The 16294-nt window shown below is 58.4% G+C and carries 8 protein-coding genes; 4 read left to right on the top strand and 4 right to left on the bottom strand.

What is annotated here, in order from left to right; genetic code table 11:
* The first annotated feature begins 21 nt into the window (after positions 1–21).
* On the top strand, positions 22–1224 hold the full coding sequence (locus WCS52_12435) for a substrate-binding domain-containing protein (protein ID MEI6167991.1): 1203 nt from the start codon (positions 22–24) through the stop codon (positions 1222–1224).
* Here the strand turns inward: WCS52_12435 and WCS52_12430 are convergent.
* The 4 genes from WCS52_12430 to WCS52_12415 form a co-directional block, all read right to left on the bottom strand.
* On the bottom strand, positions 1170–3119 hold the full coding sequence (locus WCS52_12430; GenBank protein ID MEI6167990.1) for a PHB depolymerase family esterase: 1950 nt from the start codon (positions 3117–3119) through the stop codon (positions 1170–1172). The genes WCS52_12435 and WCS52_12430 overlap by 55 nt on opposite strands.
* Positions 3120–3124: 5 nt before the next feature.
* Positions 3125–5035, bottom strand: a complete 1911-nt coding sequence (locus tag WCS52_12425; protein ID MEI6167989.1) for a sialate O-acetylesterase — start codon at positions 5033–5035, stop codon at positions 3125–3127.
* Between the two features lie 11 nt (positions 5036–5046).
* Complete coding sequence (locus tag WCS52_12420) at positions 5047–5979, bottom strand: glycoside hydrolase family 130 protein (GenBank protein ID MEI6167988.1); 933 nt, start codon at positions 5977–5979, stop codon at positions 5047–5049.
* A gap of 95 nt (positions 5980–6074) precedes the next feature.
* Complete coding sequence (locus WCS52_12415; GenBank protein ID MEI6167987.1) at positions 6075–7097, bottom strand: LacI family DNA-binding transcriptional regulator; 1023 nt, start codon at positions 7095–7097, stop codon at positions 6075–6077.
* Positions 7098–7456: 359 nt separating this feature from the next.
* On the opposite strand from WCS52_12415, the gene WCS52_12410 reads away from it, so the two are divergent.
* The 3 genes from WCS52_12410 (at position 7457) to WCS52_12400 (ending at position 16263) form a co-directional block, all read left to right on the top strand.
* Positions 7457–9985, top strand: a complete 2529-nt coding sequence (locus WCS52_12410) for a DUF2341 domain-containing protein (protein MEI6167986.1) — start codon at positions 7457–7459, stop codon at positions 9983–9985.
* A gap of 71 nt (positions 9986–10056) precedes the next feature.
* The gene (locus WCS52_12405) at positions 10057–12585 is read left to right on the top strand and encodes a DUF2341 domain-containing protein (GenBank protein ID MEI6167985.1); all 2529 of its coding nucleotides are present in this window, start codon (positions 10057–10059) and stop codon (positions 12583–12585) included.
* Between the two features lie 27 nt (positions 12586–12612).
* A complete protein-coding gene (locus WCS52_12400) occupies positions 12613–16263 on the top strand; it encodes a hypothetical protein (protein ID MEI6167984.1) in 3651 nt (1216 codons plus the stop codon).
* Positions 16264–16294: the final 31 nt, after the last annotated feature.

Raw genomic sequence — 16294 nt, 5'->3', positions numbered from 1 at the left:
CATTTTGGGTATAATTATTTGATGAAACGCGCAATACCTGAGAGTCTGGCGGTGGTTCCGCACCGTCGCGATTTTGCCGGGAGACGGCCGCGAGTGTCCCTGCTGCTGAATTCCGCTATGCCGGACTATGCGTCCCTGGTTCGCGGTTGTGTGGAAGCGGCGGAACAGACGGGACGGATCGAGGTGTTTTACAGAGGGTCATGGAGCGGCGACATCTCCAACGAAATCACCGCAGGGGGAGGGCGTGTTGCCGGTATCCTGTGTCGTGCAACTGCGCCCGAGCATATGGCCTATCTGCGCCGGTGCCACCGTCCCGTGGTGTTTGTGGAGCAGGATCACGTCGCCGGGTTTCCTTCCGTCCGTGCCGACAACGCCGCCATCGGCCGGATGGCCGCCGAGTTCCTGCTCGCCAAGGGCCACCGTCGTTTTGGATTCTTAGGAGTCGAGGGTTCGCTTTATTCCGACGAACGCGAACAAGCCTTCGCCGAGATCATCCACCGCTCGGGAAACGAATTGATTTCCTGCCATCTGCCATTCGGGAATGCCAACCGGGTGCAGACCCAAATGCCCATGGAACGATGGCTTTCCTCACTCCCCCGGCCCGTTGCCGTGCTTGCGGATATGACGACCCACGCACGTGAGATTGTCGCCTTGTGCGAGAGCTTCGGTTTCGCGGTGCCCGAAGAGGTGGCGGTTCTGTCCTGCGACAACGACGATCTGCTCTGCGCGACCATTCACCCGTCCATCTCCGGCATCGACCAGAACATGTGGCGGGTCGGTTACGAAGCGACGATGGTGATGATCCGCCTGCTCGCGGGTGAAACCATACCCCGCAAGCCGCTGTACATCCTGCCCTCAGGCGTGGTTGAACGTCAATCTACAGACTCTTTTGCGATCAGCGATCGACGTCTGGCCACCGCTCTGAATCGCATCCGCACGACCGCCGCAACGGGGAAGATCTCTATGGAAGAAGTTGCGCGTACGGCAGGACTGAGCCGCCGCGCGCTTCAATTGCGTTTTCGCACGGTGCTGGGCCGCACGGTACAGCAGGAAATAGTGCGCGTGCGCATTGATGCCGCCCGGCGCCTGTTGCTCTCCAGCCACCTTTCCATGTCCGAAGTGGCTGAACATTGCGGCTACGAAAGCGGCCCCGTGTTTACCCGGGCGTTCTACCGGGAAACGGGCGTGACCCCTTCGGCCTTCCGCCGGAAGGTCATCAGGTAACCGACATTTTTCTGATACTCCAGATAGGGGTAGGTGTGCGGCAATTGTTTGGCGATCTCGAAGCGGTGCGAGATCCCCTGCCTTCCAAGTTGTTCATGAAAGGCTGTCGCCGCTCCGGCCATCGGATCCAGTTCGCCAACCCACACGGCCATGGGCATGTTCCGCAGATGGTTGATCAGGTCTATCTGGCTGGTTTCGCTCCAGGGCCCGAACCCACTGGCCAGATTGAGGCCGGCAAAGACATCGGGATGCCTTCCGGCAAGGCCCATGACGCCACTGCATCCCATGGAAAAACCCGTCAGGTAGACCCGGTCAGGATCGATCTGGAAACGTTGCTTCACTCGGGCGATCGACTGCCACACGTCACTCTCACCGGCCCCGCGATACATGGAATTCCCCCGTGCCCACGGGGCCAGGACAAAGCCCCGGTGCGAGGGGGGGATGTTGGACGGATCAATGTCCACGGTCCGGAACAGCGTGTCTTCGCTGGAATTGTCAAACGTGGAGGTTAAACCGCCCAATGGGTTATCGTCGCCCATTCCATGCAGGTAGATCGTCAGGGGATACGTGCGGCCTTCCTGGTAATCGAACGGCATCTGCAACGAGTAGTACTGCAGCGTCCGGTCCACGTCGGATATAAAGGTGAACGCCAGCGGGATGCACTTGCGGATATGATCCTGCCAATCGACCGTTTCGAACGGAAGTTTCCGCAGGATCAGTTCCGCGTTATCGATGAATTCTCCTGCGCGTTCAGGATGGTCGGGTTTCTCCAGCGGCAGGCACCGATAGGATTCCTGGACTAGCGCAAGAGTTGCCTGCAGGTTGTCCCGGACGAGCGCGTTAGGCGCGCCAGCCAGGAGCTTTTCGATCCGGGCCTGGAGCCTTGACATCACAACGGCGGGCGTGGATAAGGCATAATGGGCAGTCACGCCGGGCGTGGCCGTGGCGGAAAGGGTGAGGTCCAGAGAGTCCGCACCCGGCCTGACCGCTGCCCCGTGTACGCGGATGGCAAAACGCTGAACGCTCCCGTCCCCCCTGAACGTTTTGGTGAGTTTCCGGCCGCCCAGTGACGCCTCGATGACCGCCTCACCCTCCGTGCGGAAGGCGATCGTCACCATGGCCGTATCGGTGTCCTGAACGAGGCGCGTTCGAAAGGGTGCCGTTGAGATAAATGGGTGCGCCGGCGCGGGTAGTGCAAAGACGTGGAGTTCCCGGGGTGTCCTGGCGTCGCCGGTAATCCGGCCCCAGGTCAGGTCTTTTTCCTCGTCATTCTTGTGGGCAATGCATACAGCCAGTCCGGCCGTGGGCGTTTGTCCGACGGCGGTTCCCACGGCCGAGTACGGAATCACGATTTCATAGGTAGTGGTCTTGTCGTCTTCATTGCGCAAGATGGATTTCAGGAAACGGGCGGAATCCGCTTTCTGTTCGACCGGGTTTCCATGTGAGACCCGGCATTCCGGCCCCTGAACGCCAAGTCCGAAGATGAAGACAGCGTCATCTGGCTCCAGAGGCTGCGGTTTGCCGGGGGGATCGTCGCCCCGTGCGTCGAGGCTGATATAGATACAGTCCCCGCGCCAGAGATTCCGTTCGTGGTAGGAGTTGGTCTGTTTATCGGCATGCACTACCACGTGGAAACGGAACGCTGTTGGTGAGGCGGCCGCCCAGAATGTGGCGCCGATGTTTCTGGATTGTGCTTCCCAAACCGGCCTGCCCTGCCACCACGAATCGTTCTGGTCATCCACCATTGGCAAAAGGGGCGGTGGCGGTGTCGGCGAGGGGAGCAGGAGTTGTTCGATGGTTAGATCTGTCACACCGGTTCCGGAAGGTGCGGCAACGGAGTGGAAGCCTACACCAATCATAACTGCCAGTAATCGAGCGAGGGCAGGACTTTTCATCGTAGTCACCAACTATCAGTGCGGAATGGTAAGGCCGGCAGTCCGGCGCCGTTTACCAGGTTGCAGCCTTCCGGATTATTGGCCCAGGCGTAGCGCACCGCTGCCGGGCGACTGATCTCGGGGTGCCAGACCACCAGTGTATCGCCTTCGATGGCCGCCATTGCCCATTGAAAATTGCGGTCAATGCCGGCAATGGCGATGTGCTGCAGTGGTTCACCATCGCGGGTCTTCAATCCGTCCGCATGCCGGAAGCGGATGCGCAGGCGATTGCCAGATTCAATGGTCATGCCAGCATAGAGTGGGCCGGATGGCATCCCGCCGCGCCCGTAGGTTTCCGCCAGGGCCCAGCGCGCCAGACGTTCGCCGACGCTGTGCTTGTCGCGGGGATGAATGTCATTGCCTTCGCCAACATCGATGGCCACCGCCATGCCGGTGGCCGGTTCGCACAGGGCCGCGGTTTGGGCTTCACGTAACAGGGCCCAGTCGCTGGGTCCCGGCTTATCCGTAACGCTGCCAAAGTTGGCCAGTTGAACCTGCAGGAACGGAACGTTGCCCTGTCCAAAAGCCCGGCGCCAGTCGCGGATCATCTGCGGCAGCAACTGGCGGTACACGCCTGCCTCGTGGGCGTTGCTTTCGCCCTGGTACCAGATGAAGCCGCGAATGCCGTAGGGGATCAGCGGCGCCAGACGGCTGTCGAACATGGTGTAGGGCGCGTTCGGATTGCCCGGCCCCAGTGGCAGATTGGGAACGGTCTGCACGCCCCAATCCTGTTCGCAGGCGTAGCGCCATTCGCCGTGCAGTGCCAGCGCGCCGCTGGCATGGTCCACCGGATGCAGACGCATCGTCTCGGCCGGACCAATAAGGCCGCCGTCATACAGATGCGACCGGGCGCGGACCGCGATGCACACCGCGCCCGATGCTCCGACCAGTCGCGACGGAATCCGGTAAACACGCGGCGTGTTCCATGTATTGGGCCCATCGGTCCACGTCAGGCCGCCCACGCGCTCGCCATTGACATACGTGTCGTCGTGCTTGTCCACCGCGCCCAGATGCAGTTCCAGGTCATGTCCACGCCAGCCTGCCGGCACCTGCACGGTCCGGCGAAACCAGTACACGCCGCTGCCCGGATGACCATCATCCTGCCAGTGCCCGGGAACGCGCATGGTTTCCCAAGCCTGATCTGCAAAGTCTGCCGCGGCCCACCCTTTGACCAGGCTGGCATTACCGGTGTCGAGGGCTGCCATGTAGCGCTCCCAATCAATGAGCGTGTTGAAATCCCGCCCATCACCGCAGGGCTCCACGCGATAGGCGTAGTTTTCATAACTGCGCACTTCATCCACTCCCAGCGCATCGCACATCAGCGCCTCGCGGCTCATCCAGGCCTGAACGCGGGTGCCACCCCAGGCGTTGCAAATCAACCCCACGGGCACACCCAATTCGCAGTGCAACCGGCGGCCGAACCAGCCGCCCACCGCCGAAAACGCGGCAAAGGACGCGTGTGTGGCGGGCGCCCACTTTCCATAAATCTCGGTCTGCGGGCCCTGGCATGCCTGTGTGCTGACAGTAAGCAGGCGGATCCGCGGCAGATCCGACTCGTGTGCTGGCGGCGCCTGCGGACTTTCTACAAGGGTATACCCCATGTTCGACTGCCCGGAGCAGATCCAGACCTCGCCAACGAGAATGTCAGCCAGGCGCGCCTCGCCGGACGCACTGCTGGCGAGCAGTTCGTAAGGCCCGCCCGCCTGCAGCGAAGGCAAACGGACCAGCCATCGCCCGTCAGGGGCAGCCATGACCTTAGCTTCGGAGTCGCCCAGTTGAACGACGACCTCCTCATTGGCGCCTGCCCATCCCCAGACCGGGATGGGTTGATCACGTTGCAGTACGGCATGGACCTGAAAAGGCGAAGCGAAACGCATGAGGAATCCTATTAACCGTTCCGCGCCGCGTCGATCAGGTCGGTCAGTTTGGCGAAGGCGAGGCACATGACCGTGTCGGCGGCACCGTAATAGAGTTTCACGGTGCCATCAGGCTCCACCACGTTGCCGGTAACGAAGACCACGTTCCCCACGTCGCCGATGCGTTCGTAGGGTTCCTGCGGGCCGAGGATATAGCCGCGGCTGCGGGCGATGACCTTGGAAGGGTCATCCAGATCCAGCAGCATGGCGCCGCAGCGGTAGACCAGTCCGTTACACCGTTCATAGACGCCGTGGTAGAGCAGCAACCAGCCCTCGGCGGTCTTGATCGGCACGGCCCCGGCACCCAGTTTGTGGCCGTCCCAACGTTCCGCGCGGGTCTCCGCGACCAGTTTGGCGTCGCCCCAGTGAATCATGTCAGGCGAGTAACTGAGCCACATGTCACCTTTGCCGCCCTGGCCGTGGGCCATGGTGGGACGGTCGAAGCGCGCATAACGGCCCTTGATCTTCTCGGGGAACAGGACGCCGTTGCGGTTATCCGGTTGGGAGACATAGCCGATGCGCTTGAAGTTCACGAAGTCGTCGGTCTGGACCATGCATACGCGCACACCCTTGGAGCCGTGGGCGGCGTAGGTGACGTAGAAGGTGCCTTCCAGCGGTGTGATGCGCGGATCGTAGCGCAGCAATTCGAAACGTTCCATTTCGTCCGAATCGGGAATCTGGACCGGTTGAGCCGCAATGTCGAAATGAATGCCATCCTTGCTGTACGCCATGCGGAAGTGTTGTGATCCATCCACATCCTCGATGCGCAGCATCATGATATACCGGTCTCCCTGCTTGATACAGCTGGAGTTGAACACCGAGTTGCTGCGACAGGGCAGGTCGCGGGGGGTGATGATGGGGTTGTGTTCGTAGCGCCGGACATATTCCTTTTTTTCGAAAATCATGATGTCTCCTTCTCGTTGTATTTCTGATGGTTTGACGATGAGCCGCCGTTTTTGGAGCAAATCACGCGACAAGTCAAGCGGTTTAGCAAAACGCCTCAGGTGGTTTCGCCGACCTTCAGGGTGAAGGGGATCGGGGGAGGGGTGGTGACGGGAGGGAGGGTCAACGATTCACTTAAGGCCTGGTAGGCTTTCTCGGCCAGCGTCTCGGCATCGAACAGGGCGGTCGTCACTTCCATCAGCCTTGCGGGCTCCTCGCCGTTGATACCGGCGATACGGATATCCTGTGGAATACGGAACCCCATCTGCGTCAGGCGTCGCATCAGTACCACCGCCGTGTCATCCACCACGCAGAGAATGCCGCCGTCACCTCCGGTGGCGAAGGTGCGCAGCAGGTTGTCGTTCACTTCCGCGAAGGGGGCGCAGGTCAGGTTCTGGGGGGGGCGGTGTTCACCCCACGCCTGCCGGGCGCCGTCCCAGCGCTGAAGGTGTCCGAGATGATCGGTATTGGCCTGGACGAAGAGCAGGCGTTGAACTCCCCGGCTGACGAGATGCTCCACCATCATCCGTCCGACGCCCTTGTTATCCATCGCCACCTGGAGACCGCGGTAGTCGGCGTAGGAGACGTGGTTAGGATCCAGCACTACGGACGGGGTATTACGCAGGCCGGCGTCCGACAGGGCGGCAAGAGGGACATCGCCCCAGACGAAGACGCCCTCGGGATGGGGTAGTGCCATGGGATCATGCGCGGCGAGGATCAGGTCCGAGGCCGAGAGGATGGTGAAGGCTTTCCCGCCGGCTGCCACCAGCGTGGCCAGTCGCTCGATGGTTCTCATGGCCACCTCGACCCGCAATGTGGCGAAGGTTCCCGGCAGAACCAGTCCCAGCGCGTGGGATTTCCCGGTGGCCAGTTGCTGAGCGGCGGCGTTGACCCGGTAACCGAGCCGTTGTGCCGAAGTCAGAACGCGGGCGCGGGTCTCCGCTGAGACCCTCAAGTGTCCTCGCAACGCCAGCGACACACTGGATTTGTCTAAATTCAACTCTTTTGCAATATCCGCCAATGTCACTCGCCGTTGTATCTTGAGGTCGCCTTTCTCTCTCTGAATTGCCTTCGCTTTCAAGTTTTCCTTTAAGTCAAGCGGTTGATATTGCGCGTTGACGAATGATTAACATAATGTTCGGATTCGTAACGATACCGTGTGTCTTTATAAGTCAACCGAATGACATATTCAAGCGTGTTTCAGTTTGGTGAATTTAGTCTGGCATAGTCGTGTGCCGTCTGGCGTCAACCGAAGGGCAACGTTTTGCGCGAAAGATCAAAAGAAAAGGCTTACAAGGATAAGACACGGTAAGGCCTATTTGATAAATTGGCATAGCATGAGATAAGACAAGTTGCAGGCGATAGTCATGAAGTTCAAAACGAGGGGGATGCATGGATCGTTCGAATGGAATTGCTTTGGATCAATCAGGAGACTCCAATATGGCTGCGATGACAAAGGTTGCGAGTGTGGGCTGGAGGAGGAGAGTTGCTGCGCGGTTGTTCGCAATCGGAGTATTGGCGGTTCTGCTGGCAGGTTCATCGCAGGCAGCGTTTATGCAAATCAGGTTTACCGGGTACAGCGGCCGTTCGGAGACGCTGACAAACTTCCCCGTGCTTCTCGTGCTCAGCAATAACTTTGGCAATAGCGGGTTCACGTTTGACGGCTTTCTGTCGCCGAACGGTTACGACCTGCGATTCGGCACGAACGCGTCAGACACGAGTCTCAGTTACGAGATCGAGCGGTGGAACACGAACGCCGGTCAGGCCTCCTACGTCTGGGTGCAGGTTCCAACCATGCCCGGCGACGGCTCCGGCTCCATCTGGGCTACATGGGGCAATGACAGCACCCAACTGGCCTGCACGACCAACGGCGCCACGTGGACCAATAACTTCAAGGGGGTCTGGCACTGCAGCAGCTACACGAACACCCTGAGCGCGCTCGATTCCGCGAGTACGAACAATGGCGTCCTGACTTCTATGAACGCCGCAAACTCCTGGACCAGCGGGACAATGGGCGGCGCGTTGAGTTTTACGGGCAGTCCCGCTTATGTCCGGGTGAACTCCACGTTGGGATTGGGGACATCGAACGCGACGCTCTCTTGTTGGGTCAATCTTCCGAATACGAATATGGGCGGCGCCTTTGTGCATGTCGGCGATACCACTGGGGGGTACGGGATCGGTGTTGGGGATAACGCCTCGGGTCATAGTTTTTGGGAGAACCCCGGCAATTATATCGCCGTTCTATTCGATGGTGTCAGTTGGTATTATTCCTCCACCAAGGTTCCTACAGGCGGTTGGCACCATGTGGTCTTGGTCGTGAGTGCTTCTGGTGAGGCCTCCGCTTTCCTGGATGGTGCTTCCGTATCTATTACCCCATCATTATCGGCGGCGGCGCCAAAGCCGGTTGCAGTTTTCAGCGGGATCGGCGGGTATAGCACAGCACGCTACGCCACGTGTGCCATTGACGATGTACAGGTTTCGGGTGCCGCCCGTTCGACGAACTGGATCTGGGCCAGTTACATGAATCAGGCCTCGAATGCCGCCTTCAATACCTACATTTTGAAGCCATACGTGGCGAACAGCGGGGTGATCTCGATTGCGCCGCATACGGTAGTGGTGTCGGGCTCGCTGGTTTCGACCGGTTCGGCTCCGGTGACCTCCTGGGGCTTGATCTATGGCACCAATGACCCGGGCCAGACCTTGAGCGGCTGGCTCGCTGGCAGACAGATCACTATTGGTTCGGCAAGTAGTGCGCCGATCATCAGCACCAACACGCTGGTAGGATTGCAGACTGGGACGACCTATTATTACCGTTACTGGGCCGCGAATTCCTTTGGCACCAGTTTGGCCGACCCGGCTGTGTCGTTTATTCCGGTGCAACAGTATTCCTATAGCATGCCGATTACATTCCGGGGATATACCAACCGGACGGAAACATTGACCAACTTCCCCGTCTTGGTCGTGTTGAGCAATAATGTCAACGGAAGTGGATTTTCGTTTACCAACTTTGTGTCTCCCAATGGATGGGATCTGCGCTTTCTTTCCACCGGTGACTTGACCAATACGGCTTACCTGAACTACGAGATTGAACGCTGGAATACGAACGACGGCCAGGCCTCCTATGTGTGGGTTCAGGCGCCGACGATACCCAGCAACGGGACTGGTGTCATCTGGGCCCGCTGGGGTGATCCAGCCAACAGCAGTCAGTTGGCCTGCACGACCAACGGGGCGGTCTGGACTAATGGCTTCAGGGGGGTCTGGCACTGCAGCAGTTATACGAACACCCTGAGCGCACTCGATTCCGCGAGTACGAACAATGGCGTCCTGACCAGCATGAACAGTTCGACTTCATGGACCAACGGGCAAATGGGCGGCGCATTGAATTTCACGGGTGCCACAGCCTGTGTGACGGTGAACTCTTTACTGGGATTAAGTACGAATAACGTGACGATTTCTTGCTGGGTCAATCTGGCGAGCGCGTCGTTGCATGGTCCGTTCGTGAATGTCGGTAATGGCACTGGTGGGGGCTATGGTATCGGTGTTGGAGACGGTTTAGGATGGGACAACGGCAACACCGGGAACGTATGTACCTTGCTTTACGAACATTCACGATGGATCACCAGCGGCAGGGTCATTGGTACGGGTTGGCACCACGTCACCTTGGAGGTGAGTGCTTTGGGTAATCCGATCGTGTTTCTGGATGGCGCGAAGTTGCCAGACCTTGCGACAGGTGCACCTGGTGTGCCCCAAACCTCCATCGCGATCGGTGGATATGGAGGTGGCCAGCGTTATCCCTCGTGTGTGATCGACGACGTGCAGATTTCGGGCGTGGTCCGCTCGACGAACTGGATATGGGCGGCCTATCTGAATGAGGCGTCAAATACAGTGTTTAGTGGCTTTGGCGGTGTAACGCAGACCATGACCATCATAGATCCTTTGTTTGAGGGGACGTTGTTGATGATCCAGTAAGGCGTTGCTGAAAAGGAAAACTCGGCAAAGGGAATGAGTTTTAGTGGAAAAATCAGGGGGAGGACACGAACATGAACGTACAGACAAGAGGGTTGGGAATGGGCTGGCAGAGTGGTGCTGTGACGCGGTTGCTCGCAATCGGAGTATTGGCGGTTCTGCTGGCAGGTTCATCGCAGGCAGCGTTTATGCAAATCAGGTTTACCGGGTACAGCGGCCGTTCGGAGACGCTGACAAACTTCCCCGTGCTTCTCGTGCTCAGCAATAACTTTGGCAATAGCGGGTTCACGTTTGACGGCTTTCTGTCGCCGAACGGTTACGACCTGCGATTCGGCACGAACGCGTCAGACACGAGTCTCAGTTACGAGATCGAGCGGTGGAACACGAACGCCGGTCAGGCCTCCTACGTCTGGGTGCAGGTTCCAACCATGCCCGGCGACGGCTCCGGCTCCATCTGGGCTACATGGGGCAATGACAGCACCCAACTGGCCTGCACGACCAACGGCGCCACGTGGACCAATAACTTCAAGGGGGTCTGGCACTGCAGCAGCTACACGAACACCCTGAGCGCGCTCGATTCCGCGAGTACGAACAATGGCGTCCTGACTTCTATGAACGCCGCAAACTCCTGGACCAGCGGGACAATGGGCGGCGCGTTGAGTTTTACGGGCAGTCCCGCTTATGTCCGGGTGAACTCCACGTTGGGATTGGGGACATCGAACGCGACGCTCTCTTGTTGGGTCAATCTTCCGAATACGAATATGGGCGGCGCCTTTGTGCATGTCGGCGATACCACTGGGGGGTACGGGATCGGTGTTGGGGATAACGCCTCGGGTCATAGTTTTTGGGAGAACCCCGGCAATTATATCGCCGTTCTATTCGATGGTGTCAGTTGGTATTATTCCTCCACCAAGGTTCCTACAGGCGGTTGGCACCATGTGGTCTTGGTCGTGAGTGCTTCTGGTGAGGCCTCCGCTTTCCTGGATGGTGCTTCCGTATCTATTACCCCATCATTATCGGCGGCGGCGCCAAAGCCGGTTGCAGTTTTCAGCGGGATCGGCGGGTATAGCACAGCACGCTACGCCACGTGTGCCATTGACGATGTACAGGTTTCGGGTGCCGCCCGTTCGACGAACTGGATCTGGGCCAGTTACATGAATCAGGCCTCGAATGCCGCCTTCAATACCTACATTTTGAAGCCATACGTGGCGAACAGCGGGGTGATCTCGATTGCGCCGCATACGGTAGTGGTGTCGGGCTCGCTGGTTTCGACCGGTTCGGCTCCGGTGACCTCCTGGGGCTTGATCTATGGCACCAATGACCCGGGCCAGACCTTGAGCGGCTGGCTCGCTGGCAGACAGATCACTATTGGTTCGGCAAGTAGTGCGCCGATCATCAGCACCAACACGCTGGTAGGATTGCAGACTGGGACGACCTATTATTACCGTTACTGGGCCGCGAATTCCTTTGGCACCAGTTTGGCCGACCCGGCTGTGTCGTTTATTCCGGTGCAACAGTATTCCTATAGCATGCCGATTACATTCCGGGGATATACCAACCGGACGGAAACATTGACCAACTTCCCCGTCTTGGTCGTGTTGAGCAATAATGTCAACGGAAGTGGATTTTCGTTTACCAACTTTGTGTCTCCCAATGGATGGGATCTGCGCTTTCTTTCCACCGGTGACTTGACCAATACGGCTTACCTGAACTACGAGATTGAACGCTGGAATACGAACGACGGCCAGGCCTCCTATGTGTGGGTTCAGGCGCCGACGATACCCAGCAACGGGACTGGTGTCATCTGGGCCCGCTGGGGTGATCCAGCCAACAGCAGTCAGTTGGCCTGCACGACCAACGGGGCGGTCTGGACTAATGGCTTCAGGGGGGTCTGGCACTGCAGCAGTTATACGAACACCCTGAGCGCACTCGATTCCGCGAGTACGAACAATGGCGTCCTGACCAGCATGAACAGTTCGACTTCATGGACCAACGGGCAAATGGGCGGCGCATTGAATTTCACGGGTGCCACAGCCTGTGTGACGGTGAACTCTTTACTGGGATTAAGTACGAATAACGTGACGATTTCTTGCTGGGTCAATCTGGCGAGCGCGTCGTTGCATGGTCCGTTCGTGAATGTCGGTAATGGCACTGGTGGGGGCTATGGTATCGGTGTTGGAGACGGTTTAGGATGGGACAACGGCAACACCGGGAACGTATGTACCTTGCTTTACGAACATTCACGATGGATCACCAGCGGCAGGGTCATTGGTACGGGTTGGCACCACGTCACCTTGGAGGTGAGTGCTTTGGGTAATCCGATCGTGTTTCTGGATGGCGCGAAGTTGCCAGACCTTGCGACAGGTGCACCTGGTGTGCCCCAAACCTCCATCGCGATCGGTGGATATGGAGGTGGCCAGCGTTATCCCTCGTGTGTGATCGACGACGTGCAGATTTCGGGCGTGGTCCGCTCGACGAACTGGATATGGGCGGCCTATCTGAATGAGGCGTCAAATACAGTGTTTAGTGGCTTTGGCGGTGTAACGCAGACCATGACAGTAACTGATTCGTTATTCACGGGGTCGATGTTGAAAATTCAGTAGTACGGTCCTAATCGATAGGAGGGGGGGATGATGCGTATTTTTATACATGGACTTGGAGCGATACTCGCATGGGTCATGTGTGTGGCGATGAGCGTTGCTTGTGCTAACGCGGCCACACTTCCCGTCACTGAAGGTTTTGAGAATTATGCGGATGGGACGCCTCTGACCAACCTTAGCGCCACAGGCTGGGGGGCATCGTCCCCCTCGGTGGTAATCCGAACCTTGACCGATGTGGCCGATGTCGTGCGAGGGACTAATGGAGTGTCCGTGCCGGGCGGCACTGTTTCCTCGAATCTGCTGACAGCGGTGACATTCTCCAATGTCTGGGTCGATCTCTACGTCAACACGTCCATGGGAGTGTCGGCGGCCTTGGCGACATCGCAATATGTGGATACGAATCTGGCCGTGGAAACCTTCCTGGATACCAACGGTTGTCCGGTGGTATGGAATTCGGTCAGCAATGCATGGGTCACCTATGCGCAGGATTATTGGCAGACCAACACAACAACGTTCACGTCCCAGTGGGAACGGCTCACCCTGTGCCAGAACTACTCGAACAAGACGGTCGCGGTCTTTATGAACCAGCACCTGTTAATAGCGGGACTGCCCTTCATCAATACGAATCTGACAAGTTATCAGCGCTTTGAGGCGGACGGAGGGATGTCCGGATCCTTGTATTTCGATCAAGTGTCGATCTCCTACACGGCCCCCACAAACTGGACAGCCGACTTGGACAATGACGGGATGTCGGATGCCCAGGAAATTCAGTTGTATGGGAACTTAACCGGCCGGCACCGTCCCATCATCACCCTGGTCGCTCCGACCAATGGCACCGTGACGCCCGTCGGCCCGTTCGACGTTATTCCGGGTGGCCAGACCAATTTCCTAATCACGGCTTCAAATGGTTATTACGTGGCGGATGTGCGGACCAACGGGCAGAGTGTGGGAAGTTTCACGGGACAATATACAGCCGGCGCAACCTACACGTGGACCAACATCAGTCCGGACGGACTCTCTGATGGGGTCTTTGCAGCGGTATTTGTGCGAAAACCGCAATTGACGCCGGCCTCCAGCGGCAGCGGTACCATTACGATCTCGACCAACGAGGTGTTTCCGGGTGGGCAGGTGAATGTAGCCATGACAGCCGGCGTGGCGTGGGCGGTGACCTCGGTGCTGACCAATAGCGGTACGGCGGCGACCTTCACGGGCCAACAGCGTACGGGATCCTACACGTTCTCCAACATTTGGACGGATACGACTGTGACCGCGGTTTTCACCCATACGGGATTGAGGTTTGTGCCCAGCGACTACCCGACAATCCAGGCCGCAGTGAGCGCGGCGCAGGCCGGTGACACGATCGTGGTTAGTTCCGGATTCTATACGAACGCTGTGACCTTCGGTTTGAATCTGACCGTACTCGCCACGAACACGACGATCCTGGGAGGCTTGACGGTGTCGGGTGGTGCGACGGGCACGTTGGCGGGGTGTCAGGGATTGACGATAACAGGCGGTGTGACGGTGGCCAGCAACGGGTTGCTCGTGGTGAATGGCGGTAGCAACGACATCGGGACGCTTACCGTTCAATCCGGCGGGACGGTGCAGGTATCCAATGTGACGGCGTTTGTGGCCGACGGTGCCACGTTCACCGGTACCGTTACGTTCACTTACGGCTGGGAGACGACGGTCGTGCCTCAGGTTCCGCCCTATGCCGACCCGTTCGAGCGCTATGCGATAGGGACGAAGATGAACCGCATGGGCTATTTCGGGTGGGCGGCCTCCTCCGATTCCGTCGTTGCGCAGACTAACCAGGCGCAGAACAACGTCGCCGTGGCGGTTTCGGCACAGTCCGTACTTTCCGGCACGATGGCGGCCTCTGCATCGTCCAACGTATGGCTTGAATTTTATTATCAGGACACCAACAGGATTTCGGTCGAGACGGCCGATAACCGCCAGGATAACAGCGTTGCCGTTGAACTGTTTGTCAACACCAATGGTTATGTGACTGTATTCAACCCGGACCTGGGAGGCTGGGACGTTTGTTCCAACGATGCGCAAGGGGTCGCCGTATCGAATCTGGCGAATAACGCCTGGATGCAGATTGCGGTCAATCAGAACTACAAGCGTGGGCGGGCCGCCTTGTTCCTGGATGGGCGCCTGCTGCGCCAGCAACTGAGGTTTATCAATACGAACCTGCTCAATAGCGGTCGTTTTGAACTGGACGCCGGGTCTGTCGGCCCGGCCTATGTGGACACTTACAGCGTGTGGACCAACGGGGCAGGGGTGGTGTCTCTTGATCTGGATAACGATGGGATTCCCGATGCTTTGGAGATTGACCAGAAAGGGTTCATTTACGATTCACCGTTGTTGATGGCTCCGACGGTGTCTTCTATCAGCACCAACGGGGCGACTCTGGCCTGCGTCGTCACCAACGGTGGTGGCCGCTTGGTTACCAGTTGGGGCACGGTGTGGGATGCGGTTGTGAACCCCACGGGCAATGTGGTCACGATTATGGGTTCGACCAACGCGCCGTTCAGTTTTACGACGAATGTGGTGGGCTTCAGTCCCGGCCAGCACTACTACTGCCGGGGTTGGGCCAGCAACTCTGTCGGTCTTGCGTATTCGACGAATAGTGAGTTTTACGCGGAACCGGTGCAGGCATCGGGAGTTGTCGTTTCAAGCTTATCGACCGGTTCGGTTTCGGTGTCCTGGACGGCTGACGCGAGCAGTACGGGGACGGTCGTGTTGATCAGGCAGGGCGGTGCGGTGGACGCTGCGCCGGTGGATGGCAGTAACTACACGGCGAACGCATCCTTCAGTGGTGGTTCTGTCCTCGGAACTTCGAATTATGTTGTGTATGCCGGAAGTGGCACGAATGTGATCGTGAATAACCTCATCCCTGGCGGCGCGATATATCAGGTGGCGGCATTCGCCTATGCAGGCGGCGGCAGTTTAATCCAGTACCGGACGAACAACCCGCCGACGGCGAGTCAGCGGACTTTCTATGTGCCGCCGGTGGTGGTGACGCCTACCGTGGCGGATGTCGGCATGACCACTGCGACACTGGGTGCGAGTGTGACCAATGGCGGTGGAGGCCCGATCACCAGTTGGGGCGTGGTGTGGGATACGGCTGTCAACCCCACGGGCAATGTGGTCACGATCCTTGGATCGACCAACGCACCATTCAGCTTTACGACGAATGTGGCGGGTTTCAGCCCTGGCCAGCACTACTACTACCGGGGCTGGGCCAGTAATAGTGACGCGTTTGCATATTCGGCGAACGGCGAATTCTACGCGGAACCACTGCAGGCAGTGAACCTGACGGATGCCAATGTGGCAAATGGTGCGTTCATGATCTCCTGGACGGCCGGCGTCTCCAGTACCGGAACGGTCGTGTTGATCAGGCAGGGCGGTGCGGTGGATGCAGCGCCGGTGGATGGTAGTAACTACACGGCGAACGCGTCCTTTGGTGGTGGTTCTGTCCTTGGAACTTCGAATTATGTCGTGTACGCCGGCAGTGGCACGAATGTGCTGGTGAATAGCCTCGTCTATGGCATGCCTTACCAGGTGACGGCGTTTGCTTATGCGGGAAGCGATGCGCTAGTTCAGTTTCGGACGAATAATCCCCCCACATGCCTGCTACAATGGGCTTCGAAAGGGTCGGTGTATACGATCCGCTAAACCTTGATGGCAGGCATATTCGTCACATACG

The organism is bacterium, assembly GCA_037128595.1.
Classification (GTDB): Bacteria; Verrucomicrobiota; Kiritimatiellia; order CAIKKV01; family CAITUY01; genus JAABPW01.
The sequence above is the reverse complement of the archived record's forward strand: the minus strand, read 5'-3'. Positions and strand labels throughout refer to the sequence as shown.

Excerpts from the sequence above, each read along its gene's own strand:
- WCS52_12400 (MEI6167984.1), top strand. The coding sequence starts at position 12,613 with ATGATGCGTATTTTTATACATGGACTTGGAGCGATACTCGCATGGGTC.
- WCS52_12420 (MEI6167988.1), bottom strand. The coding sequence starts at position 5,979 with ATGATTTTCGAAAAAAAGGAATATGTCCGGCGCTACGAACACAACCCC.
- WCS52_12410 (MEI6167986.1), top strand. The coding sequence starts at position 7,457 with ATGGCTGCGATGACAAAGGTTGCGAGTGTGGGCTGGAGGAGGAGAGTT.
- WCS52_12425 (MEI6167989.1), bottom strand. The coding sequence starts at position 5,035 with ATGCGTTTCGCTTCGCCTTTTCAGGTCCATGCCGTACTGCAACGTGAT.
- WCS52_12405 (MEI6167985.1), top strand. The coding sequence starts at position 10,057 with ATGAACGTACAGACAAGAGGGTTGGGAATGGGCTGGCAGAGTGGTGCT.
- WCS52_12435 (MEI6167991.1), top strand. The coding sequence starts at position 22 with ATGAAACGCGCAATACCTGAGAGTCTGGCGGTGGTTCCGCACCGTCGC.
- WCS52_12430 (MEI6167990.1), bottom strand. The coding sequence starts at position 3,119 with ATGAAAAGTCCTGCCCTCGCTCGATTACTGGCAGTTATGATTGGTGTA.